The sequence below is a fragment of the Micromonospora sp. NPDC002296 genome, from assembly GCF_040296145.1.
GTDB lineage: Bacteria > Actinomycetota > Actinomycetes > Mycobacteriales > Micromonosporaceae > Micromonospora.
In genome coordinates, this window is record NZ_JBEOWQ010000005.1 from 143,480 (window position 1) to 166,128 (window position 22,649).

The 22,649-nt window shown below is 71.4% G+C and carries 18 protein-coding genes; 13 read left to right on the forward strand and 5 right to left on the reverse strand.

All coding sequences use genetic code 11. From position 1 onward, the window contains the following. The first annotated feature begins 15 nt into the window (after nt 1-15). Complete coding sequence (locus tag ABT023_RS06550) at nt 16-1,311, forward strand: hypothetical protein (RefSeq protein ID WP_350882376.1); 1,296 nt, start codon at nt 16-18, stop codon at nt 1,309-1,311. A 30-nt stretch (nt 1,312-1,341) separates the two neighbouring features. On the opposite strand, the gene ABT023_RS06555 is transcribed toward ABT023_RS06550, so the two are convergent. Both ABT023_RS06555 and ABT023_RS06560 read right to left on the reverse strand, forming a co-directional pair. Then, entirely contained in the window at nt 1,342-2,289 is a 948-nt protein-coding gene (locus ABT023_RS06555; RefSeq protein WP_350882378.1) for a permease prefix domain 1-containing protein, read from the reverse strand. Then, entirely contained in the window at nt 2,286-2,627 is a 342-nt protein-coding gene (locus tag ABT023_RS06560) for a PadR family transcriptional regulator (RefSeq protein WP_350882380.1), read from the reverse strand. The genes ABT023_RS06555 and ABT023_RS06560 overlap by 4 nt, the downstream gene beginning before the upstream one ends. Before the next feature lie 196 nt (nt 2,628-2,823). Here ABT023_RS06560 and dnaE point away from each other — a divergent pair, with 196 nt between their 5' ends. Both dnaE and ABT023_RS06570 read left to right on the forward strand, forming a co-directional pair. Further along, nucleotides 2,824-6,357 carry a DNA polymerase III subunit alpha gene (gene dnaE, locus ABT023_RS06565; RefSeq protein WP_350882382.1) on the forward strand — a complete coding sequence of 1,178 codons (3,534 nt, stop codon included), beginning with the start codon at nt 2,824-2,826 and terminating at the stop codon, nt 6,355-6,357. 72 nt (nt 6,358-6,429) lie between these two features. Further along, nucleotides 6,430-7,467: an aminotransferase class V-fold PLP-dependent enzyme gene (locus ABT023_RS06570; protein WP_350882384.1), complete on the forward strand. Its 1,038-nt coding sequence runs from the start codon at nt 6,430-6,432 to the stop codon at nt 7,465-7,467. 208 nt (nt 7,468-7,675) lie between these two features. Here the strand turns inward: ABT023_RS06570 and ABT023_RS06575 are convergent, their stop codons facing one another. Beyond that, nucleotides 7,676-8,272, reverse strand: coding sequence for a hypothetical protein (locus tag ABT023_RS06575; protein ID WP_350882386.1), 597 nt, complete (start codon nt 8,270-8,272; stop codon nt 7,676-7,678). Between the two features lie 609 nt (nt 8,273-8,881). Between ABT023_RS06575 and ABT023_RS06580 the strand changes: the two genes are divergently transcribed. The 10 genes from ABT023_RS06580 to ABT023_RS06625 all read left to right on the forward strand — a co-directional run bounded on the left by ABT023_RS06580 (nt 8,882) and on the right by ABT023_RS06625 (nt 20,639). Further along, nucleotides 8,882-10,453 (forward strand): MFS transporter, encoded by a 1,572-nt coding sequence (locus ABT023_RS06580; protein WP_350882388.1) that lies wholly within the window; start codon nt 8,882-8,884, stop codon nt 10,451-10,453. A gap of 11 nt (nt 10,454-10,464) precedes the next feature. Then, entirely contained in the window at nt 10,465-11,073 is a 609-nt protein-coding gene (locus ABT023_RS06585; protein ID WP_350882390.1) for a TetR/AcrR family transcriptional regulator, read from the forward strand. A gap of 143 nt (nt 11,074-11,216) precedes the next feature. Further along, a complete protein-coding gene (gene ruvC, locus ABT023_RS06590) occupies nt 11,217-11,744 on the forward strand; it encodes a crossover junction endodeoxyribonuclease RuvC (RefSeq protein ID WP_350882393.1) in 528 nt (175 codons plus the stop codon). After that, entirely contained in the window at nt 11,741-12,343 is a 603-nt protein-coding gene (gene ruvA / locus ABT023_RS06595) for a Holliday junction branch migration protein RuvA (protein ID WP_350882395.1), read from the forward strand. The genes ruvC and ruvA overlap by 4 nt, the downstream gene beginning before the upstream one ends. Next, complete coding sequence (ruvB, locus tag ABT023_RS06600; RefSeq protein WP_350882397.1) at nt 12,340-13,410, forward strand: Holliday junction branch migration DNA helicase RuvB; 1,071 nt, start codon at nt 12,340-12,342, stop codon at nt 13,408-13,410. Before ruvA ends, ruvB begins: the two co-directional genes overlap by 4 nt. A 194-nt stretch (nt 13,411-13,604) precedes the next feature. Beyond that, entirely contained in the window at nt 13,605-13,898 is a 294-nt protein-coding gene (gene yajC / locus ABT023_RS06605; RefSeq protein ID WP_502890608.1) for a preprotein translocase subunit YajC, read from the forward strand. 220 nt (nt 13,899-14,118) lie between these two features. Continuing rightward, nucleotides 14,119-16,017, forward strand: coding sequence for a protein translocase subunit SecD (gene secD, locus ABT023_RS06610; RefSeq protein ID WP_350882401.1), 1,899 nt, complete (start codon nt 14,119-14,121; stop codon nt 16,015-16,017). A gap of 1 nt (nt 16,018) precedes the next feature. Next, nucleotides 16,019-17,209, forward strand: coding sequence for a protein translocase subunit SecF (gene secF / locus ABT023_RS06615; RefSeq protein ID WP_350882403.1), 1,191 nt, complete (start codon nt 16,019-16,021; stop codon nt 17,207-17,209). A gap of 103 nt (nt 17,210-17,312) precedes the next feature. Then, entirely contained in the window at nt 17,313-17,879 is a 567-nt protein-coding gene (locus ABT023_RS06620; protein WP_350882405.1) for an adenine phosphoribosyltransferase, read from the forward strand. 270 nt (nt 17,880-18,149) lie between these two features. Beyond that, nucleotides 18,150-20,639 (forward strand): RelA/SpoT family protein, encoded by a 2,490-nt coding sequence (locus tag ABT023_RS06625; protein ID WP_502890604.1) that lies wholly within the window; start codon nt 18,150-18,152, stop codon nt 20,637-20,639. 60 nt (nt 20,640-20,699) lie between these two features. On the opposite strand, the gene ABT023_RS06630 is transcribed toward ABT023_RS06625, so the two are convergent. Next, nucleotides 20,700-21,539, reverse strand: a complete 840-nt coding sequence (locus ABT023_RS06630) for a peptidylprolyl isomerase (protein ID WP_350882407.1) — start codon at nt 21,537-21,539, stop codon at nt 20,700-20,702. Nucleotides 21,540-21,603: 64 nt separating this feature from the next. After that, on the reverse strand, nt 21,604-22,488 hold the full coding sequence (locus ABT023_RS06635) for a peptidylprolyl isomerase (protein ID WP_350882409.1): 885 nt from the start codon (nt 22,486-22,488) through the stop codon (nt 21,604-21,606). Nucleotides 22,489-22,649 lie beyond the last annotated feature (161 nt).

The following is a 22,649-nucleotide window of genomic DNA, read 5'->3' on the forward strand; positions in this document are numbered from 1 at the left end:
CACCTCGGAGTAACAGTGCGCAGGAACACCGCCGCCGTCGTCGTCGCGGTAGTGCTGCCCCTCGTGGCAGCGCTCGCCCCGGTCAACGCCCTGGCCCAGTCGGCCCGCGCCGTCCTCGCCCCGCTCGGCGTGGGCGCGCTGGCCGACGCCGTGCCGGACCGGCCGTCCCGGGCCGCCGCCCGCCAGCGCCGCGGGCCGGGGGAACTGCCGACGGCGATCTACGGCGGCGCCTGGCCGACCTCGCACGTGCAGGGCATCGCGGTCGACCAGCGCCGCGAGTCGGTCTACTGGTCCTTCACCGAGGCGCTGGTCAGGACGGACCTCGCCGGCCGGGTGCTCGGCACGGTCACCGGGATCACCGGGCACCTGGGCGACCTCGATCTCGATCGGCGCGACGGCCGGGTGTACGGCTCGCTGGAGTACCGCGACGCCGGCGCGTTCTACGTGGCGATCTTCGACGGCGCCCGGATCGACCGGGTCGGCATCGACGCCCAGACCGGCGGGGTGCTCACCACCGTGCACCTGCGCGACGTCGCCGGGGACTTCGCCGCCGGGGCGGACGGGGACGGCGGGTCGACCGGCGTCGCGCCACGGCGGCACCGCTACGGTGCCAGCGGCGTGGACGGCATCTCGTTCGGGCCGCCGTTGGGCGACCCGGACGGCCCGGACGTGCTGATGGTGGCGTACGGCGTCTACCCCGACACCCGTCGTCGCGACAACGACCATCAGGTGCTGCTCGCCTACGACGTGCGCGGTTGGCAGCGCCTCGCCCGGCCACTGGACCAGCGGCATCCGCACCGCAGCGGGCCCCGGGCGGCCGACGACAAGGTCTTCGTCCGCACCGGCAACACCGCCTACGGCGTGCAGAACCTGGAGTACGACCGGCACACCGGCCGGTGGCTGATGGCCGTGTACCCCGGCGGCAAGCAGGGCTGGCCGAACTACTCGCTCTATGCCGTCGACGGGGCGATTCCGCCGTGGCGGGGAGTGGTGCGCGGGCAGCCGGCGGGGGAGACCGGCCGGCTCGCCACCCTCGCCCCGGACGGCCTGTCCGACCGGCGAACCGGGGTCCGGGGCTGGATGTCCCCCGGAAGCCGGGGCCTGGAGTCGCTCGGTGACGGCAGCTTCTACCTGGTGACCGGCGGGTGGATCGTGGTGGACGGGCAGCGCCGACAGGACGCGACGGCGACGCTGCATCGGTGGACCGGCGGCACCCCGATGCCGTTCGACCGGGTGTCGCCGGCCCCGGCGGCGACGGCCCGCCCGTCGTACCCGCTCCGAATTCGTCGCGGCGGCCCGGCACGCCCGTGACGACGTGCCGGGCCGGGGCGGTGGGGCCGGTCAGCCGGCGCGCCGGGCCTTGACGCCGGAGTCGATCAGGTCCCAGACCAGGACCATCACCGTCGTGATGATCGCGATGACGGTGATGGACTGCCGGTTGCCCTCGTCCTGGAGCCAGGCGAAGCGCTCGACCAGGTCCGGGTTGAGCAGCCGGTCGTCCGCCAGCAGCCAGACCACAGGCACCGTGAACGCCAGGTCCAGCGCGGCCTTCACCGCGACCAGCGGCCAGGTCCAGCGCCCGACGCGGTACTTGACCAGCTCGAAGACCACGCCGGCCAGCAGCACGGCCAGCAGCACCGGCAGCCACGACCGCCACAGCGCCGGGTCGAGCAGCGGGATGCGCTCGCCGTCGATCTGCCGCGCCCACGACCAGAAGTGCTGCCAGGGCAGGAAGGCCGCGGTGAACAGCAACAGGGCCACGGACGCGGCGATGTCGGTCAGGGTCATGTCCTGCTTCGCCGGTACCTCGGGCAGTTGGTCGACCGTCCACTCCGGCAGCTTCAGCGACGGGTCGGCGCGCTCGATGATCGCGAAGGTCAGGGTCACCCAGAACGTGATCTGGATCGCGACCTCGAAGGCGGTGCCGAACCCGGAGGTGATCGCGGGGATCGGGGCCTCCCCGGTGGCCGCCTGGACCACCCCGACGATCGTGCCCACCAGCGCCGGGATGAAGGTGAGCAGCAGCCGCAGCAGTCGCTGCCAGTGCAGGTAGTAGGTGGGCCCGATGAGCTGCAACCGGCGGTCGGCGTACCGGGCGGCGAGCCGGTCGGGGTTGCCGAGCTCGGTGAGCACCTCGCGCTCGGCGGTGGCGGCGTCGCGCCCGGCGTCCGTCCGACCCTCGATCATGTCCTCGATCGAGGTGCGCAGCTCGGTGGCGATCTCCTCCCGCCGGGGGGCGGGCACCGCGCGCAGGGTGGCGGCGAGATAGCGGTCGGTCAGCGAAGTCATCGGTCCACTCCTTCGGTCAGGCCGGTGAGGGATTTCTGCACGGCGGAGAGGTCGGTCAGCAGCAGGCGCAGCACCGTCTCGCCGTCGTCACTGGTCTGGTAGAACTTCCGCGGCCGGCGCTCCTCGGTGTTCCACTCGCTGGTAAGCAGCCCCTGCTCCTCCAGTCGGCGCAGCAGGGGGTAGAGCGTGTTGGCGTCCACGGGGAAGCCGTGGTCGGCGAGCCGCTGGAGCAGCGCGTAGCCGTAGCCCGGCTGGCGCAGCGCGACCAGGCTCGCCACCACCACCGTCCCCCGGCGCAGCTCCTGTAGATGGATCCGCAGGATGTCGTCGCTAACCATGCCTCACACCATACTGTATGCCACACAGTGTTGTCATTCGGCACATCGTTGTTTCCAGTCGGGTGCGTCCGGAGCGGCCGGCGGAGACGCGGGCCACCACCCCCGGCGCGGACGGTGGAGCCGGCTCGGTCGCCTCGGTAGGGTGGTGCCCGGCCAGTTCGGCCGACCCATGATCCGACCCGGGGGGGCGCTCTGCATGGGCGATTCGTTCGCGCATCTACACGTGCACACCGAGTACTCGATGCTCGACGGTGCGGCCCGGCTCAAGGACCTGTTCGCCGAGGTGGACCGGCTCGGAATGCCGGCGGTGGCGATGACCGACCACGGCAACATGCACGGCGCGAACGACTTCTACAAGCAGGCGATGGCCGCCGGGGTCAAGCCCATCCTCGGTATCGAGGCGTACGTGGCGCCGGAGTCGCGGTATCACAAGCAGCGGGTGCGGTGGGGCCGGCCGGAGCAGAAGAGCGACGACGTCTCCGGCAGCGGCGGCTACACCCACATGACGATCTGGGCGGCGAACAAGAGCGGCCTGCACAACCTGTTCAAGCTCACCAGCCGGGCCTACACCGAGGGCTTCTTCGTCAAGTGGCCCCGGATGGACGCCGAGACCATCGCCGAGCACTCGGAGGGTCTGATGGCGACGACCGGCTGCCCGTCCGGGGAGGTGCAGACCCGGCTGCGGCTGGGGCAGTTCGACGAGGCGCTGAAGGCCGCGGCCCGTTACCAGGACATCTTCGGCAAGGAGAACTACTTCCTGGAGATCATGGACCACGGCATCTCCATCGAGCACCGGGTCCGCAAGGAGCTGCTGGAGATCGGCGGCAAGCTGGGCATCCCCCCGGTGGTCACCAACGACTCGCACTACACGCACGAGGCGCAGGCCGAGGCGCACGACGTCCTGCTCTGTGTCCAGACCGCCGCGAATGTCGCCGACCCCAACCGGTTCCGCTTCGACGGCAACGGCTACTTCATCAAGTCCGCCGACCAGATGCGGGCCGTGGACAACTCCGACGCCTGGCTGGAGGGCTGCCGCAACACGCTGCTGGTCGCCGAGAAGGTCGACCCGACCGGGATGTTCGAGTTCCACAACCTGATGCCCCGCTTCCCCGTCCCGGAGGGGGAGACCGAGGAGTCCTGGTTCCGCAAGGAGACCTTCGCCGGGCTGGCCCGCCGCTATCCCGGCGGAATCCCCGAGGGCCACGTGGTCCAGGCCGAGTACGAGCTGGGCGTCATCATCCAGATGGGCTTCCCGTCGTACTTCCTCGTGGTCGCCGACTTCATCCAGTGGGCGAAGAACCAGGGCATCGCGGTGGGCCCGGGCCGTGGCTCGGCCGCCGGCTCCCTCGTCGCGTACGCGCTGGGCATCACCGACCTGGACCCGATCCAGCACGGGCTGATCTTCGAGCGGTTCCTCAATCCCGAGCGCATCTCGATGCCGGACGTCGACATCGACTTCGACGAGCGCCGGCGCGGCGAGGTGATCAAGTACGTCACCGACAAGTGGGGTGAGGACAAGGTCGCCCAGATCGCCACCTTCGGCACGATCAAGGCGAAGGCCGCGATCAAGGACTCGGCCCGGGTGCTGGGCTTCCCGTACGCGGTCGGCGACCGGATCACCAAGGCGATGCCCCCGGCGGTGATGGGCAAGGACATCCCGCTCACCGGCATCTTCGACCCGAAGCACGCCCGCTACGCCGAGGCCGGGGAGATCCGCGGCCTGTACGAGTCGGACCCGGACGTGCGCAAGGTGATCGACACCGCGAAGGGCATCGAGGGGCTGATCCGGCAGACCGGCGTGCACGCCGCCGGCGTCATCATGTCCGCCGAGCCGATCATCGAGCACATCCCGCTGATGCGCCGGGACGCCGACGGGGCGATGATCACCCAGTTCGACTACCCGACGTGCGAGTCGCTCGGGCTGTTGAAGATGGACTTCCTCGGCCTGCGCAACCTGACGATCATCGACGACGCGGTCAAGAACATCCAGCTCAACCACGGCAAGGAACTCGACCTGCTGGGGCTGCCGCTGGACGACAAGCCCGCGTACGAGCTGCTGGCCCGGGGCGACACCCTCGGCGTGTTCCAGCTCGACGGCGGGCCGATGCGGTCGCTGCTGCGGCTGATGAAGCCGGACAACTTCGAGGACATCTCCGCCGTCCTGGCGCTCTACCGGCCCGGCCCGATGGGCGTGGACTCGCACACCAACTACGCGCTGCGCAAGAACGGCCTCCAGGAGATCACCCCGATCCACCCGCAGCTGGAGGAGCCGCTGCGGGAGATCCTGGCCCCCACCCACGGCCTGATCGTCTACCAGGAGCAGGTGCAGCGCGCCGCGCAGATCCTCGCCGGCTACACCCTCGGCCAGGCCGACCTGCTGCGCCGGGCGATGGGCAAGAAGAAGAAGGAGATCCTCGACAAGGAGTTCGGCCCGTTCCGGGACGGCTGCCGCGAGCGCGGCTACTCCGACGAGGCCATCCAGGCCGTGTGGGACGTCCTGGTCCCGTTCGCCGGGTACGCCTTCAACAAGGCCCACTCCGCCGCGTACGGCCTGGTCTCCTACTGGACGGCGTACCTGAAGGCGCACTACCCGGCCGAGTACATGGCCGGGCTGCTCACCTCCGTCGGCGACGACAAGGACAAGATGGCGCTCTACCTGGCGGAGTGCCGGCGGATGGGCATCCAGGTCCTGCCGCCCGACGTGAACACCTCCGCCGGGCCGTTCACCCCGGTCGGCAAGGACATCCGGTTCGGCCTCGCCGCCATCCGCAACGTCGGCGCGAACGTCGTCGCCTCGATCATGCGCTGCCGCCAGGAGAAGGGCGAGTACGCCGACTTCTACGACTTCCTGTCCAAGGTCGACGCGGTGGTCTGCAACAAGAAGACCATCGAATCGCTGATCAAGGCCGGCGCGTTCGACGTGATGGGCCACCCCCGCCGGGGCCTGCTCGCCGTGCACGCCGACGCCATCGACGCGTACGCCGACGTCAAGCGCAAGGAGGCCGTCGGCCAGTACGACCTGTTCGGCGCCGGATTCGGCGACGCGGAGGCGACCGGCAGCACCACGGTCATGCCGACCATCGGCGACAGCGAGTGGGACAAGCGGGACAAGCTGGCCTTCGAGCGGGAGATGCTCGGCCTGTACGTCTCCGACCACCCGCTGTTCGGCCTGGAGCACGTGCTCAACGCCGCGGCCGACTGCACCATCGCCTCACTGTCCGAGGAGGGCACCGTTCCCGACGGCGCGGTGGTCACCCTCGCCGGCATCCTCTCCGGCGTGCAGCGCCGGGTCACCAAGCAGGGCCGGGCCTGGGCCTCGGCCACCCTCGAGGACCTCGCCGGCGGCGTCGAGACGCTGTTCTTCCCGAACACGTACGAGGTGATCGGCCAGTACATCGCCGAGGACGCCATCGTGGTGGTCAAGGGGCGGGTGGACCGCCGCGACGACACCCCGCGCATGATGGCGATGGACATGCAGCTGCCCGACGTCAGCAGCAGCCCGGGCAGCAAGCCGGTCACCCTGACCATCCCGGTGCACCGGTGCACGCCCCCGCTGGTGGAGCGGCTCAAGGAGACGCTGGTGCTGCACCCCGGCGATACCGAGGTGCACGTGAAGCTGCTCAACGGCGGCAAGACCACCACCCTGCGGCTCGGGCCGTTCCGGGTCGCCGCCACCACCGCGCTGATGGGCGACCTGAAGAGCGTCCTCGGCCCCGCCAACGTGACCTGATCCGCCCACCGGCGGCCACGGCTGGCGGATTGGCGCTGCCAGCGGCCGGTGCTCACCCGTTAGCGTCGCGACATGGAGCTGGAGCAGGCACTGAAGCTGTGGCAGCCGGAACCCGGCTGGCTGAACACCGCCACCTACGGGCTGCCGCCCGAGCCGGCCTGGGCGGCGTTGCAGGAGGCGCTGGCCGACTGGCGGGTGGGGCGGACCTCCTGGGAGGGCTGGGGCGAGTCGACCGAGCGGGCCCGCGCGGCCTTCGCCGGCCTGGTCGGGGTGCCGGCCGCCGACGTTGCGGTCGGCAGCACCGTTTCCCAGATACTCGCCCCGGTCGCGGCGGCGCTGCCGCCCGGCGCCACGGTGGTCGTCCCGGAGGTCGAGTTCACCTCCAACCTCTTCCCCTGGCTGGCGCAGGCCGAGCGCGGTGTCGAGGTGCGCACCGTCCCGGCCGCCGGTCTGGTCGACGCCATCGACGCCGGCACCGATCTGGTCGCGTTCAGCCTGGTGCAGTCCGCCGACGGCACGATCGCCGACTACGACGGGATCGTGGCCGCCGCCCGGGCGCACGGCGCGCTGGTGGCTGTCGACGCCACCCAGGCGTGCGGCTGGCTGCCGTTCGACGCGGGCCGGGCCGACGTGGTGGCGGTCGGCGGGTACAAGTGGCTGATGGGGCCGCGCGGCACGGCCTTCGCCTATTTGGCCCCGGCCCTGCGTGAGCGGCTGCGCCCCGACGCGGCCGGCTGGTACGCGGCCGGTGACCCGCGAACGTCCCACTACGGGCCACCCCTGCGGCTGGCCGCCGACGCCCGGCGGTTCGACATCTCCCCGGCCTGGTTCAGCTGGGTCGGCGCCGCTCCCGCACTGGAACTGCTCGCCGAGATCGGAGTGCCGGCGGTGCGCGAGCACGACGTGGCGCTGGCCAACCGGTTCCTCGCCGGGCTGGGTCAGCCGCCGGGGGACAGTGCGATCGTCACCGTCGATGCGCCCGACGCGCGGGATCGGTTGGAACGCGCCGGCATCCGGGCGGCGGTACGCGCCGGTCGGGTCCGGGCCTCGTTCCACCTGTACACCTCGCAGGCCGACGTCGACCTGGCCCTGGACGCGCTGACCGGCTGACCAGATCGCCCACCGCCGCGCCGCCGGACACCCCGGCGGCGCGGTCCCGTGCTGCCCTTTGACGGGCCGCCAAGAGCCGGGCTGTGTCGGACTGGGCGTGGGGCCGGCGCGCGAGGTCGTGGTCCGGGTTTCGGGGTGACGGGTGCCGGACACGCCGCTGGCCGGGCCCCCGTGTCGGGGGCCCGGCCGGTTGGCTGTTCGGTTGGTGTCAGCTGTTCCAGTGTTCGGTGACGAGGTCGGCGGCCTGCTGTTCCCACTGTGCGTACGCGTCGGGGTAGGCGGACACCTGGACGGTCTGTGCGGCCTGGGTCAGGGGCATGTCCTGCCAGCCGTCGACCTGCTTGAGGCCCTTGAGGAACGCCAGGGTGGAGTATTCGGGGTCGGTGATCTGTTCGGGGGTGCCCCAGCCGGAGGTGGGGCGCTGCTGGAACAGGCCCTGCGAGTCGTGGTCGTTGCGGTCGCCGAGGTGGCCCAGGTTCTCCAGCTTCGACTCCTGCAGTGCGGTGCCGATGGAGATGACGGCGGCCCGCTCGTTCATGCCGGCCTTCTTCGTGGCGGCGATGATGGCCTTCGCGTTGGCGGTCTGCTCGTCGTCGAGCGTGATGCGGGACTGTTCGCCCTGCACGCCGTGGGGGATCAGCTTGGCCTTGTCGACTGCCGGCTTGTCGGCCTGTACGGCGACGGCGGTGGTCGGGGTGGATGCGGTGGGGGTGGTGGTGTGGGCGGTGGCGGGGCCGGCGAACACGCCGCCGGCGAAGGCGAGACCGGCGATGCCGAGAACGCTGTTACGGATGATCGTGTTCATGGGGGTGTCTCCAATCGGGGGTCGACACACGCGCCCGCCCGGGGAAGGGCGGGGTGTGAGCACCACGTCGAGGCGCCCAAAGATCAAGAACAAGGGGGGAAGTCGTCCGGCGGCTCACCGCACCCGCAGGGGGGGTGCTGGTGGCGGCGGGTCCATGTGTAACGACCGGGGGCCGGCCCGCATTCCACGGGGGTTCGGGCGGCTCGGCAGCCGGGGTGCGCTGCTCGATCGTCTGCCATGTGTAACGACCCCGGGCCGGCCCATGTTCCGCCGGACGGATGCCCCCGGTCACACCCCCGAACCGCCCCAAACCTCACTCCGGCCCCGCCCGCCCCCGGCCTTAGGCGCAGGGTGATCAAGAGGTTTGCGCCGGCTTGGTGAGTTGGCGGCCCGGGTGGGGCTGGCGGAGTGGCTGCGCCCGAATCTGACCCGAACCTCTTGATCCGCCATTGGGTGCCCGCTGCGGGGGTGGGGCAGGGGTTGGTGTGAGGTGGGGCACAAGGGATACGGGACGGTTCCGTATCGAAAAGGGTTGGCCTAGGCTCGTTTCGCGTTACGAGTATGACCCGTTTCGTAATTACCGCGGGTGGACCTGGGGGAGAGCCGGCCATGCAGCTTCACGAGAACACCGGACACCCGAGGAGGTGGGCGATCCTCGGGGTGCTGGTGATCAGCCTCCTCGTCGTCGTCCTCGACAACACCATCCTCAACGTCGCCCTGCGTACCCTCGCCGACCCGGTGCACGGTCTCGGCGCCACGCAGGGCGAGCTGGAGTGGTCCATCAACTCCTACACACTGGTTTTCGCCGGCCTGTTGTTCACCTTCGGCGTGCTCGGCGACCGCGCCGGGCGCAAGCGGTTCCTGGTGGCCGGTCTGGTGTTCTTCGGCCTCGCCTCACTGCTGTCCGCGTACGCGCAGAACCCGGCCCAGCTGATCGCGGCCCGCGCGCTGATGGGCCTGGGCGGCGCGGCGATCATGCCGGCGACCCTGTCGATCATCTCCAACGTCTTCGACCCCCGGGAGCGGGGCCGGGCGATCGGCATCTGGGCCGGCGCGGTCGGCCTGGCCGTGGCGATCGGCCCGATCCTCGGCGGCGCGCTGCTGGAGCACTTCTGGTGGGGCTCGGTCTTCCTGATCAATGTGCCGGTCGTCGTGCTCGGCGTGGTCCTGGTCGCCCTGCTGGTCCCCGAGTCGCGCGACCCCGACCCGGGCCGGGTCGACGTCCCCGGCGTGCTGCTGTCGGTGGTGGGCCTGGTCGCGCTGACCTACGGCATCATCGACGGCGGCGAGCACGGCTTCGACCGGCCGCTGGTCTGGGCGTCGATCGTCGGCGGGCTGGCCGTGTTGACCTGGTTCGTGATGTTGGAGCTGCGCAGCGACCACCCGTCGCTGGACGTCCGGCTGTTCCGGGTGCCGCGGTTCGCCGCGCCGGTGGCGCTGGTCGGGCTGATCTTCTTCGCCGCCATGGGCGTGATGTTCTTCAGCTCGTTCTATCTCCAGCTGGTCCGCGGCTACAGCCCGCTGGAGACCGGCCTGCTCTTCCTGCCCTTCGCCGCGGCGCAGCTCATCTTCGCCCCGCGCAGCGCGGCGATGGTCCGCAGGTACGGGGGCAGGGCGGTCGCGATCGTCGGCCTGGCGCTGACCGTGGTGTCGCTGGGGGCGTTCGTGTTCATTGATGCGGGCACCCCGCTCTGGGCGGTTCTGGTGTGCTTCTTCCTCCAGGGCACGGGGATGGCGAACGTCATGCCGCCGGCCACCGAGTCGATCATGTCGGCGCTGCCCCGGGAGAAGGCGGGAGTCGGCTCGGCGGTCAGCAACACGGTTCGGCAGGTCGCCGGCGCACTCGGCGTGGCCGTGCTCGGCTCGGTCCTGTCCGCGCTGTACCGTCAGGACGTCGCCCCGGCCCTGCGGGGCCTGCCCGCGGCGGCGCACGAGGCGGCGGGTGAGTCGATCTCCGGGGCGTACGCCGCGGCCGGCCAGCTCGGCCCGGCCGGGCCGGCGCTGGTCACGTCGGCCAACCACGCCTTCGTCTCGGCGATGCACTGGGCGGCGGCCCTTTCGGCGGCGGTCGCCGCGCTCGGCATCGTGGTCGCGTTGCGCTGGATGCCTGGCCGGGACCAGGGGCAGCCGCCGGCCGCGACGCCGGTGGCCGGGAAACCGGAGTTGGCCGAAGCCGCATAAATATGGGAAGAATGTCGGACATGACTTCTGCCGCCGACGCTCCGCGACCGCCCGGCCGACCGCGGAGCGTCCGCGCGGACGAGGCGATCGTGGAGGCCGTTCTCGACCTGCTCGCCGAGGGCAGCACGATCGAGGCGCTGTCCATCGAGGCCATCGCCGCCCGGGCCGGGGTGGGCAAGGCCACCATCTACCGGCGCTGGTCGGGCAAGGACGCGCTGATGCTCGACGCGCTGCGCCGCCTCAAGGGCGTCCTCCCTCAGCCGACCGGGCACTCCGTCCGGGAGGACCTGGTGCTGCTGGTCGGCGCGGTCGGGCACAACGTCGACCCCCGGGCCGCGAAGATCATGCCCTGCCTCGTACCGGAGGCGACCCGCAGCCCGGACCACTTCCGGGTCTACCAGAACATCATCGAGCCCCGCCGCCAGCTCATGCGCGAGGTGCTCCGCTGGGGGGTGCGCAGCGGTGAGCTGCGCGCCGACCTCGACATCGAGGTGGTGATGGCCCTGCTCGCCGGGCCGATGCTGGTGCAGCGGATGCTGCGCTGGAACCCCGACCTGGACGACGAATCCCTGCCCGGCCGGATCGTCGACGGCGTCCTGGACGGCATCCGGGCCCGCTGACGACCCCAGGGCCCCGGTCCCCGGTCACCGCCGGAGCCCCGCGCGCTGCGGCCGGCTGCCGGCGTGTCCCCGGCGGAGGGTGTCCGGGGCGACCAGTAGGGTGTCGAACACACGTACTGCTGGCGGCTGGGGGAGGAGGCGGCGTGCGCGTGCTCGGCGTCGACCCGGGGCTGACCCGGTGCGGGGTCGGCGTGGTCGAGGGAGTGCCCGGCCGGCCCTGCAACCTGGTCGCCTACTACGTCGTCCAGACCGACCCGGGTGACGACCTGCCGCTGCGCCTGCTGCACCTGGACCGCTCGCTCACCGACCTGGTCGCCGAGCACCAGCCGGACGCCGTCGCCGTGGAGCGGGTGTTCAGCCAGCACAATGTCCGCACCGTGATGGGCACCGCCCAGGCCAGCGGGATCGCGGTGCTGGCCGGCGCGCGGGCCGGCCTGCCGGTGCAGACCTACACCCCGAGCGAGGTGAAGGCTGCCGTGACCGGGTCCGGCCAGGCGGACAAGGCGCAGATGACGGCCATGGTGACCCGGCTGCTGCGGCTGTCCGAGCCGCCGAAGCCGGCCGACGCGGCCGACGCGCTCGCGCTGGCCATCTGCCACGTCTGGCGCGGCGGCACCCGCTCGAAGCTGGCCGAGGCGGCCGACCGGGTACGACGAGGAGGAGCACGATGATCGCCAGTGTGCGCGGCACGGTGACCGCGACGAGCCCCGATCACGCCGTGGTCGAGGTCGGCGGGGTGGGCCTGGCGGTGTACTGCGCCCCGGGCACGCTCGCCGACCTGCGGGTCGGCCAGCCCGCCCGGCTGGCCACCAGCCTGGTGGTCCGGGAGGATTCGCTCACCCTCTACGGCTTCGCCGACGACGACGCGAAGCAGCTGTTCGAGCTGCTCCAGACCGCCAGCGGGGTGGGCCCCCGGTTGGCCCAGGCGGTGCTCGCCGTGCACACCCCGGACGCGGTCCGCAGAGCGGTCGCCAACGCCGACACGGCGGCGCTGACCCGGGTGCCGGGCATCGGCAAGAAGGGCGCCGAGCGCCTGGTGCTGGAGTTGCGCGACCGGATCGGCCCGGTGCCGGTGGGCGCCGACGGCGCGGCCGGGGTGACCGGGGGCGCCTGGCCCGAGCAGGTCCGCCAGGCCCTGGTCGGGCTCGGGTGGACGGCCGGCCAGGCCGACCAGGCGGTCGCAGCCGTGGCGGAGACCGTCGACGGGCCGCCCCCGCCCGTGCCGGTGCTGCTCAAGCAGGCCATCCGCCTCCTCGGCCGGACCCGATGACGGGCCCGGACGGCAACCTCGTCTCGGCGTACGTCCACGACGCCGAGCTGGACGCCGAGGCCAGTGTCCGGCCGAAGCGGCTGGCGGAGTTCATCGCCCAGCACCGGGTCCGCGACCAGCTCGACCTGCTGCTGCAGGGCGCGATGCGGCGCGGCTCCCCGCCGGACCACATCCTCCTGTCAGGCCCGCCCGGCTTGGGCAAGACCACCCTGGCCAACATCGTGGCGGCCGAGTTGGGCGGCGGCCTCCGGGTGACCAGCGGCCCGGTGATCGAGCGCTCCGGGGACCTGGCGGCGATCCTGACCAGCCTCGTCGAGGGCGACGTGCTGTTCATCGACGAGATCCACCGGATCGCCAAGCCGGCCGAGGAACTGCTCTACAGCGCGATGGAGGACTTCCGGGTCGACGTGGTGGTCGGCAAGGGGCCGGGGGCCACCGCCATCCCGCTGGACGTGGAGCCGTTCACCCTGGTGGGCGCGACCACCCGGTCCGGCCTGCTGACCGGGCCGATGCGGGACCGGTTCGGCTTCGTCGCGCACCTGGACTTCTACTCCCCGGCCGACCTGGAGGTGCTGCTGCGCCGCTCGGCGCGGATCCTGGGTGTGCCGATCACCGACGACGGCGCCGTCGAGATCGCCGGCCGGTCCCGGGGCACCCCCCGCATCGCCAATCGGCTGCTGCGCCGGGTGCGGGACTTCGCCGAGGTCCGCGCCGACGGCGTGGTCACCCTGGAGACCGCCCGGGCGGCCCTCACGGTGTACGACGTCGACGCGCTCGGGCTGGACCGGCTGGACCGGGCCGTGATCACCGCGCTGATCGACTCGTTCCGGGGCGGGCCCGTCGGGTTGTCCACCCTGGCGGTGGCCGTGGGGGAGCAGCCGGACACGGTCGAGGAGGTCTGCGAGCCGTTCCTGGTCCGGGCGGGGCTGCTCGCCCGCACGCCGCGGGGCCGGGTGGCGACGGAGGCGGCCTGGCGGCACCTGGGCCGTACTCCGCCAAATGGTATATTTGTCACCGATGTTCCTGTCGCGCCCGATCTGTTCTCGGCCGCGCCGGATCAGCCGTGATCCGAACGTGATCTGTGCCGCATTCGGCGTTCCCAGGTGCAGGGACTAGACTTCGCCGCGGTTTGTACAGGACGTGAGACTCCGCCTCCGCTCCGGTGCCTCTCGCGCCGAGCCGGAGGCCAATCGGAAGGTCAGTAACCGTGGTCTACGCAGCAGCGGGCGGAGGGGGAGCCGGCGGCCTGACGCCGATCCTCATGATCGCCCTGCTCTTCGGCGTCATGTACTTCATGATGATCCGCCCCCAGCAGAAGCGCCGCCGCGAGGCGGAGCAGATGCAGTCCGCCCTCGGCTCCGGCGACGAGGTGGTCACCATCGGCGGTCTCTACGGCACGGTCACCGACGTGGACGACGACACCGTCCTGCTCGAGGTCGCGCCCGGCGTGCAGACCCGGTTCGCCCGCCCGGCCATCGCCCGGGTGGTCAACCGTGCCGAGCGGGTGGAGTCGACCGAGCTGGTCAGCGAGGACGCCGAAACCGTCAAGGAGTGACCGCCTCCCCGACGGGGCAGCGGAGACGCCGTTAAAACTGGATAGTTGGGTCGACACCTGACGCCGACACCCGAAGGTTGCCGGTCGACGCCCCCGCGTCGGCCGTGGTCAGCCGTGTCGGCGTCGGGTTGCCGGCCCCGGACAGCCGTCGCCGGGACCCCCGGCCCGACATTCGCGCCGCCGTGTCGGCGGCGCGACCGTAACAGGGAGACAGACAGCCGTGGCACCACCTCAGGGACAGATGCGGCCCGGACGGCAGCTTGCCGTGCTCGGCCTCATCTTCGTCGTCCTCTATCTCATGGTGTTCTTCTCGGGCGGCGCCAGTGGTGGCTTGAAGGATCGGCTCGAGCCTCGGCTCGGTCTGGACCTGATCGGCGGCACCCGGCTGACGCTCGAGGCGACGAACAGCATCGACGGCAAGCCCCCGACGACGGAGAACCTCGAAGAGGCCCGCCAGATCATCGAGAACCGGGTCAACGCGTACGGCGTGGCCGAGGCCGAGGTGGTCACCGAGGGCAACCGGAACATCGTCATCTCCCTGCCCGGCGAGAACCGCGACCTCACCGACGTCGGAAGCGCCGCTGAGCTGCGCTTCCGCAAGGTGCTGAAGGCCGCCGACGGCACCGGTGCGGTGGCCCCCCCGGCGGCCACGCCGACCCCGGCCCCGTCAGGCAGCGCCAGCCCCAAGCCGTCGGGCAGCGCCAGCCCCAAGCCGTCGGGCAGCGCGAAGGCGACCGCGTCGCCGAGCGCCGGCGGTCAGGGCGGCGGGGCCGCGGCCCCGAGCGCCAGCGCCACCCCGCCGGCCTCGCCGAGCGCCGCCGCGCCGTCGCCGAGCGCCAGCGCCGAGCCGGTGCCGCAGGGCGTCGAGGAGCAGCGCAAGGCCGTCCAGCAGAAGGTCGGGGCCGCCGCCTGGCAGGCCGCCAGCGGCCTGCAGGCCCCGGCGGACCTGACCACCGACCCGTCGCTGGGCGAGACCCTCAAGCCGTTCGGCACGCTCTCCCCGCGCGAGGTCGCGGTGCTGCCGGTGGAGATGCAGTTCAACGTCCCGACGATCGGGTGCGCCCAGCTCGACCAGCGCCCGGCGGCGTCGATCAAGGACGAGAAGCAGAAGGCGATCGCCTGCGAGGACGGCACCCAGAAATACCTCCTCGACGTGGCGAAGGTGCTCGGCACCGACGTCGGCGACGCCAACGCGGTGCTCGACCAGACCAGCTCCTGGGTGGTCAGCCTCGACTTCAAGGGCAAGGGTCAGGAGAAGTGGACCAGCCTGACCCGAGAGGCGTTCACCAACGAGGGCCAGGCGTGCGACCAGACCGCGCTGGGTCAGGACGGCAAGTGCCGGGTCGCCGTCGTCCTCGACAACAAGGTGGTCTCCTCGCCGGAGATCCAGGGCGTGCTCACCGGTGACTCGCAGATCACGGGCAGCTTCGACAACAAAACGGCCAGCGCCCTGGCCAGCCAGCTGCGCTACGGCGCCCTGCCGGTGACCTTCGAGGCGCAGGAGCAGCAGAACGTCACCGCCACCCTCGGCGCCAGCCACCTGCGCGCGGGCCTGCTCGCCGCAGGCATCGGCATGCTGCTGGTCATCATCTACTCGTTCTTCTACTACCGCCTGCTCGGCTCGGTCATCTTCCTGAGCCTGGTGCTGTCGGCGCTGCTGGTCTTCGGCGCGCTGGTGGTGCTCGGCCGGCAGATCGGCTTCACGCTCACCCTCGCCGGCATCGCCGGCATGATCGTCTCGCTCGGTGTGGCGGCGGACTCGTTCGTCATCTACTTCGAGCGGCTCAAGGACGAGATCCGCGAGGGACGCAGCCCGCGCAGCGCGGTGCCGCGGGCCTGGATCCGGGCCCGCCGGACGATCATCTCGGCCAACGCGATCACCCTCATGTCGGCCGTGGTGCTCTACGTCGTCTCGGTCGGCGCGGTGAAGGGCTTCGCCTTCGCGCTCGGCCTGGCCACGGTGCTCGACCTGGTCGTGGTCTTCCTCTTCCGTCACCCGATCATGACGATGTTCGCCCGGACCCGGGCGTTCCTTTCCCCGCGGGTCAGCGGTCTTGGCCGCGCCCTTCCCGCGCGGACCGAGCAGGCCACCCGCACCTCGCGCGTCAAGGAGGCCTGAGATGGCTAAGACTGGGTTGGCGAGCCGCCTCTACCGGGGCGAGGCCGGCGTTGACATCATCGGCCGGCGCAAGCTGTGGTTTGCCGTCGCCGGGGTGCTGATCCTCATCTCGGTGCTCAGCTTCGGGATCCAGAAGTTCAGCCTCGGCATCGAGTTCGCCGGCGGCAACTCGTTCCAGGTGCCGGCCAGCGTCGGGACGCTGGAGCAGGCCGAGGGGAAGGTCGACGCGGCACTGGGGGTCGCCGCGGGCGGCGCCGAGGTGGTCACCGCGCAGAAGGTCGGCGGCACCGGCGGCGACTACTACGAGATGCGCACCTCGCAGCTCACCGCCGAGCAGGCCAACGCGGCCAAGGCGGAGATGGCCCGGGAGTTCGGCATCCAGCCGGACCAGATCAGCGGCAACCAGGTCAGCGAGGCGTGGGGCAGCCAGGTCACCTCCCGGGCCATGCTGGGCCTGGTGATCTTCGTCGCGCTGGTGATGGTCTACCTGATCCTGCGCTTCGAGTGGCGGATGGCGGTGGCGGCCGTCTCCTCGCTGTTCATGAACCTGATCCTCACCGCCGGCATCTACTCGTTGGTCGGTTTCGAGGTGACCCCGTCGACGATCATCGGGTTCCTCACGATCCTGGGCTTCGCGCTCTACGACGTGGTGGTGGTCTTCGACAAGGTTCAGGAGAACACCCGGGGCATCACCGCGAACAACAACCAGACGTACGGCGAGGCAGCCAACCTGGCGATCAACCAGAGCCTCATGCGGTCGCTGAACACGTCAGTGGTCGCCCTGCTCCCGGTCGGCGGTCTGCTCTTCATCGGCGCGGGCCTGCTGGGCGCGGGCACCCTGAAGGACCTCGGCCTGGTGCTCTTCGTCGGTATGGCGATCGCGTTCCTGACCTCGATCCTGCTGGCCACCCCGCTGTTGGTGCTGCTGAAGAACTACGAGCCGCGGATCCAGGCGCACAACAAGCGGGTGCTGGCCCGGCGGGGCGCCCTGGCCCGGGGCGAGATCACCCCGAAGGGCGCGCCGCGCCCGGCCGGGGAGGACGACGAGCCCGTCGACCAGGAGGAGGGGGCCCTGGCCGGGGCCGCGCCGAAGGTGGGCGCCCGCCCCGCCGGCAAGCGTCCGAGCGGCGCCCGGGGCGGTCGCCCCGCCGGCGCCGGCGGCAACCGGCCGGGCGGCGCCAAGCGCCGCTGACGCGACCGGGGAGACACCCGCTGGAGACGGTGACGACGGCGTCCTTCATGCTGTGCGAGCGGCGTGGAGGACGCCGTCGTCGTACGAAGGGAGACGGGCCGCCGTGACGGAGACGCACAGCGCCGGGGTACGGGGAGACAGCGGCCCGCAGGTCGCCGAGCTGGTCGCCAGCCGCGTGCTGGACGTGCCGGACTTCCCGAAGCCGGGCGTCATGTTCAAGGACCTGATGCCGCTCTTCGCCGACGGCGCGGTGTTCCGCGAGGTGATCGACGGCATCGTGGCCTACCACGGGCGGGACTCGTTCGACGCCGTGGTCGGGATCGAGGCCCGGGGCTTCGTGATCGCGGCGGCCGTCGCGTACGCCACCGGGGTCGGCGTGGTGCCGGTGCGCAAGGCCGGAAAGCTGCCCCGCCCCGCCTACTCGGCCTCGTACGCGCTGGAGTACGGCGAGGCGACGCTGGAGCTGCACGAGGACGCGTTCACCGCCGGGCGGCGGGTGCTGGTGGTCGACGACGTGCTCGCCACCGGGGGGACCGCCGAGGCCACCCTGGATCTGGTGGAGCGGGCCGGCGGCACGGTCGCCGGGTTCACCGTGCTGCTGGAGCTCGGTTTCCTCGGTGGCCGCGAGCGGCTCGCCCCGCGCCCGGTGCACGCCCTGCTCGAGGTCTGAGCGCCCCCAGCGGTCGGTGGCCTGCCTGGGCGGGCCCGGTGGACCGGCCGGTGACCCCGCCCAGGCTGCCCGCAGCAGGTTGGCGTCCGGTCCGTGTCCTGCTGACCGATTGGTCGTGATGGCTGCCGGGCGGACCCGGTGCGGTCCGTCCGGCCGAGCGGCGGGGCACGGTGCGTACGGGTAGCATTGCCCTTTGCTGACCGGCCGGGAGACCGTCCGGGCGGCGGAGACCAGGCCGGCCGGCGCACGGTCGGCGTACCCCGGCGAGCGGTGAGGAGGCCGGTGTCCCACGATGTCGTTCCTCCGGTGGAGGGCACGGTGCACCCGACAGGCGACGCTGACGGTTCGGTGACCGACAAGGGAGCTGAGCCGCGGGACGCGGCCCTCGGGAACGAGGCCGGTTCCCCCCACGCCGACGGCGACACCCCGGCGGCCGGCGTCCTGGAGGCGCTGTCGGCCGACGACTCCGACGACCCGTCGCCGAGCGGCGGCTTCGCCCTCTCCAACGCGCCCACCGGCCGGCGGGTGCGGGCCCGGCTGGCCCGGTTCAACGCGCCCTGGCAGACCTCGCAGGTCAGCGAGGTGCTGGAGCCGCTGATCTCCTCCCATCGGGTGAATCACCCCAAGGCCGACGCCCGGCTGCTCCAGCGGGCGTTCGACACGGCGGCCCGCTGGCACTCGGGCCAGTACCGCAAGTCCGGTGACCCGTACATCACCCACCCCCTGGCGGTGGCCACCATCCTGGCGAACCTGGGGATGGACACCACCACCCTGGTCGCCGCGCTGCTGCACGACACGATCGAGGACACCGAGTACACCCTCGACCAGATGAAGGTGGACTTCGGCGGCGAGGTCGCGCTGCTCGTCGACGGGGTGACGAAGCTCGACAAGGTCAAGCTCGGCGACGCCGCCAAGGCGGAGACCATCCGCAAGATGGTCGTGGCGATGGCCAAGGACCCCCGGGTCCTGGTGATCAAGCTGGCCGACCGGCTGCACAACATGCGCACCCTGACCTTCCTGCCCCGCCCGAAGCAGGAGCAGAAGGCGAAGGAGACGCTGGAGATCCTGGCGCCCCTGGCCCACCGGCTGGGCATGAACACGATCAAGTGGGAGCTGGAGGACCTGGCCTTCGGCACGCTGTTCCCGAAGCGGTACGAGGAGATCCTCCGGCTGATCGGGGAGCACCAGCCGCAGCGGGAGGTGCTGCTGCGCCAGGTCACCCAGAAGGTGCAGACCGACCTGAAGGCCGCCAAGATCAAGGCGGAGACGACGGGACGGCCGAAGCACCTGTACTCGATCTACCAGAAGATGATCGTGCGGGGTCGCGACTTCAACGACATCTACGACCTGGTGGGGGTGCGGATCCTGGTCGACACGGTGCGGGACTGCTACGCCGCGCTGGGTGTGATCCACGCGAACTGGCAGCCGGTGCCGGGCCGTTTCAAGGACTACATCGCGATGCCCAAGTTCAACATGTACCAGTCGTTGCACACGACGGTCATCGGGCCCACCGGCAAGCCGGTGGAGATGCAGATCCGCACGTACGCGATGCACCGCACCGCCGAGTTCGGCATTGCCGCGCACTGGAAGTACAAGGAGCACAAGGGCACCCAGATCGTCGGCCCGCCGGCGCACATCGACGAGATGACCTGGCTGCGGCAGTTGCTGGACTGGCAGCGGGAGGCGGCCGACCCGAGCGAGTTCCTGGACGCGCTGCGCTTCGACCTGTCCAGCCAGGAGGTGTACGTCTTCACCCCGAAGGGTGACGTCATCCCGCTGCCGACCGGGTCGACGCCGGTGGACTTCGCGTACGCGGTGCACACCGAGGTGGGGCACAAGTGCATCGGGGCGCGGGTCAACGGCAAGCTGGTGCCGCTGGAGTCGACGCTGTCCAACGGCGACGTGATCGAGATCTTCACGTCGAAGTCCGAGACGGCGGGGCCGACGCAGGACTGGCTGGGCTTCGTGAAGAGCCCCCGGGCGCGCACGAAGATCCGCCAGTACTTCAACAAGGAGCGGCGCGAGGAGGCGATCGAGGCCGGCAAGGACTCGATCGTCAAGGCGATGCGCAAGCAGGGCATGCCGTTGCAGCGGATGCTCACCTCCGACGCGTTGATGACGATCGCCCGGGACCTGCACCTGGCCGACGTCGCCTCGCTGTACGCGGCGGTCGGCGACAGTCAGGTCTCCGCCCAGTCGGTGGTGCAGAAGCTGATGGCCGCGTACGGCGGCGAGGAGGGCGCGGCGGAGGACATCGCCGAGACCGCCGTCGCCACCCGGCCGCCGCGCAGCCGGCAGAGCAGCGCCGATCCGGGCGTGGTGGTGCGCGGCGTCAGCGACGTCTGGATCAAGCTGGCCCGGTGCTGCACCCCGGTACCACCGGATGCGGTCTTCGGTTTCGTCACCCGCTCGGGCGGGGTCAGCGTGCACCGCGACGACTGCGCCAACGCCGAGGACCTGCTGGCCCAGGACGAGCGGGTGGTCGAGGTCAGCTGGAAGCTCACCTCCGCCTCGACGTTCCTGGTGGCCATCCAGGTGGAGGCCCTGGACCGGCACAAGCTGCTGGCGGACGTGACCCGGGTGCTCTCCGAGGAGCGGGTGAACATCCTGTCCGCCACGGTCACCACCACCCGGGACAGGGTGGCGGTCAGCCGGTTCAGCTTCGAGATGGCCGACCCGAAGCACCTGGGCCACCTGCTGGCCGCGGTCCGCAAGGTCGACGGCGTCTTCGACGCGTACCGGGTCACCTCGGGGTCCTGATCCGCACACGACAGCGCCCGCCGGCTCACAGCCGGCGGGCGCTTCGTCGTGGCGGAGGGCTCAGCCCTGCGGCTCGCTCATCGTCAGCTTCTTGATGACGACCTCCTTCTTGGGGTGGCCACCGCCGGCCTGCTTGGCGAACGCCTTGTCGTCGCCGGCCTTGGCGACGGCCTCGACGATGTCCATGCCGCCGGTGATCGTGCCCAGGACGGTGTAGTTCGGGTCGAGCTGCGAGTCGCCGTAGACGATGAAGAACTGGCTGCCGGTGCTGCCGGGCTGCCCCGAGTTGGCCATCGCGATGACCCCCTTCGGGTAGGCGGGGCGCTTGTCGGTGGGCAGGTTCTCCTCGGTCAGCTTGTACGCCGGGCCACCGGTGCCGTCGGTGTCCCGCCAGCCCTTGCCGGTCGCGCTCGGGTCACCGCACTGGAGCACCTGGATGCCCTCGGTGACCAGGCGGTGGCACTTGCTGTTGTCGAAGAAGTTCTTGCTCGCGAGGTGGGTGAAGCTGGCCGCGGTGCACGGCGAGGCGGCCCGGTCGACCTTGGCGGTGATCGGGCCCAGGTTGGTGTCCATCGTCAGGGTCTGGACGCCGGTGTTCGCCTGCTGGCCCGGCGGCAGCCCGACGTCCTTGATCTCCTTGGTGCGGTTCTCCTTGGGGATCTCGGTGAACGCGCACTGCACGAGACCGCTCGCCCCGCTGGTTTCCTGCTTGTCGTCGTCGTCACCGACGACGGTGGTGGCCAGCCACACGGTGCCGGCGACCACGAGCAACAGGGCCGCCCCGGCGCCGACGACCGCCTGCGTCTGCCGGCGCTTGCGGGCCTTGGTTGCCTGCGCGGCCATGTTCCGCTGAAGTCGGGCCTTCGCCGCCGCGCGCTGCCGCTCTTTCGTGGACGTCACGGTCGATCCTCCTGGACTGTGTCTCTGGCGCGGTCAGTGCCGCAGTGTGTGGGGCGGGGCCCGGTCAGCCGGCGCTCGGGCTGGCCGCCGGAGCGCCCGACGCCGGAGCGGTCGCGGCCGGCGCCGTCGTCGGCTCGCCGACGGTGAGACTCTGGATCACCACGTCGGTCTTCGGCTTGACCTTTGCCCCGCTCCCATTGTCCACGGTCGGGAGGGCACCGATCTTCGTGATCACGTCGAGCCCGCCGGTGACCCTGCCGATCACCGGGTAGACCGGCTTGGTCGGATTGAAGTCCTTGAAGAAGACGAGGAACTGGCTGCCGTTGGTGCCCGGCGGGTTGGCCATCATCGCGACCGTGCCCTTCGGGTACGCCGGGGGCTGGCCGGGGGCGGGGCTGGCCGACGGGCTCGCCTCGGGCTGCACGGGGACGTTCTCGTCGTAGAACGAGTAGGCCGGGCCGCCGATGCCGGTGCCGCTCGGGTCACCGCAGCGCAGCGCGCCCTCGGCGGTGATCTCGTGGCACTTGGCGTTGTCGTAGAAGCCCCGGCTGGCCAGGTGGGCGATGCTCGCCCCGGCGCAGGGGGCCGAGGCGAGGTCCAGCTCCGCGGTGACCGGCGCGCCCTGGTTGGTGGTGACGGTCATCGCCCGGGTGCCGGAGGTCGGCAGGCCGGTGGTGGCCGGGGTACCGACGTCCTTGAGGTTGGTGTTCGCTGTGGCGTCCTGCGGGGTCCAGATGCAGACGTCCTCGGCGGCCGTGTTCTTCTCCGGGCCGTCGTCGAAGGCGCCCAGCGCCCACGCCGAGCCGGCCACGATCAGCACGAGCACCACGGCGGCGCCGACGCCGGCCTGGATCTGCCGACGGCGCCTGATCCGGGAGGCCCGTCGCGCCAACTGTCGGTCGAGCTTGGCCCGCGCCATTTTGCGCTGCCGGTCCCTGCTGGAAGCCACCCGTGCTCCCCCTCCTCTACCCTGACGGTCACCGGCGGGTCGGGCGTCGCGCCCTGTCTGGCGGCACGTGCGCCACGCCACACGCCCGCCAGAGTGTACGGGTACCGACTGGGAATGTGGTGTACCAGGTCCTCGCCAGGTTTATCGGGGGGTGTCACTGT

Bases quoted from the DNA above. Each gene is read 5' to 3' on its own strand.
- ABT023_RS06555 (WP_350882378.1), bottom strand. From the start codon at position 2,289: ATGACTTCGCTGACCGACCGCTATCTCGCCGCCACCCTGCGCGCGGTG.
- ABT023_RS06560 (WP_350882380.1), bottom strand. From the start codon at position 2,627: ATGGTTAGCGACGACATCCTGCGGATCCATCTACAGGAGCTGCGCCGG.
- dnaE (WP_350882382.1), top strand. From the start codon at position 2,824: ATGGGCGATTCGTTCGCGCATCTACACGTGCACACCGAGTACTCGATG.
- ABT023_RS06570 (WP_350882384.1), top strand. From the start codon at position 6,430: ATGGAGCTGGAGCAGGCACTGAAGCTGTGGCAGCCGGAACCCGGCTGG.
- ABT023_RS06575 (WP_350882386.1), bottom strand. From the start codon at position 8,272: ATGAACACGATCATCCGTAACAGCGTTCTCGGCATCGCCGGTCTCGCC.
- ABT023_RS06580 (WP_350882388.1), top strand. From the start codon at position 8,882: ATGCAGCTTCACGAGAACACCGGACACCCGAGGAGGTGGGCGATCCTC.
- ABT023_RS06585 (WP_350882390.1), top strand. From the start codon at position 10,465: ATGTCGGACATGACTTCTGCCGCCGACGCTCCGCGACCGCCCGGCCGA.
- ruvA (WP_350882395.1), top strand. From the start codon at position 11,741: ATGATCGCCAGTGTGCGCGGCACGGTGACCGCGACGAGCCCCGATCAC.
- ruvB (WP_350882397.1), top strand. From the start codon at position 12,340: ATGACGGGCCCGGACGGCAACCTCGTCTCGGCGTACGTCCACGACGCC.
- yajC (WP_502890608.1), top strand. From the start codon at position 13,605: ATGATCGCCCTGCTCTTCGGCGTCATGTACTTCATGATGATCCGCCCC.
- secF (WP_350882403.1), top strand. From the start codon at position 16,019: ATGGCTAAGACTGGGTTGGCGAGCCGCCTCTACCGGGGCGAGGCCGGC.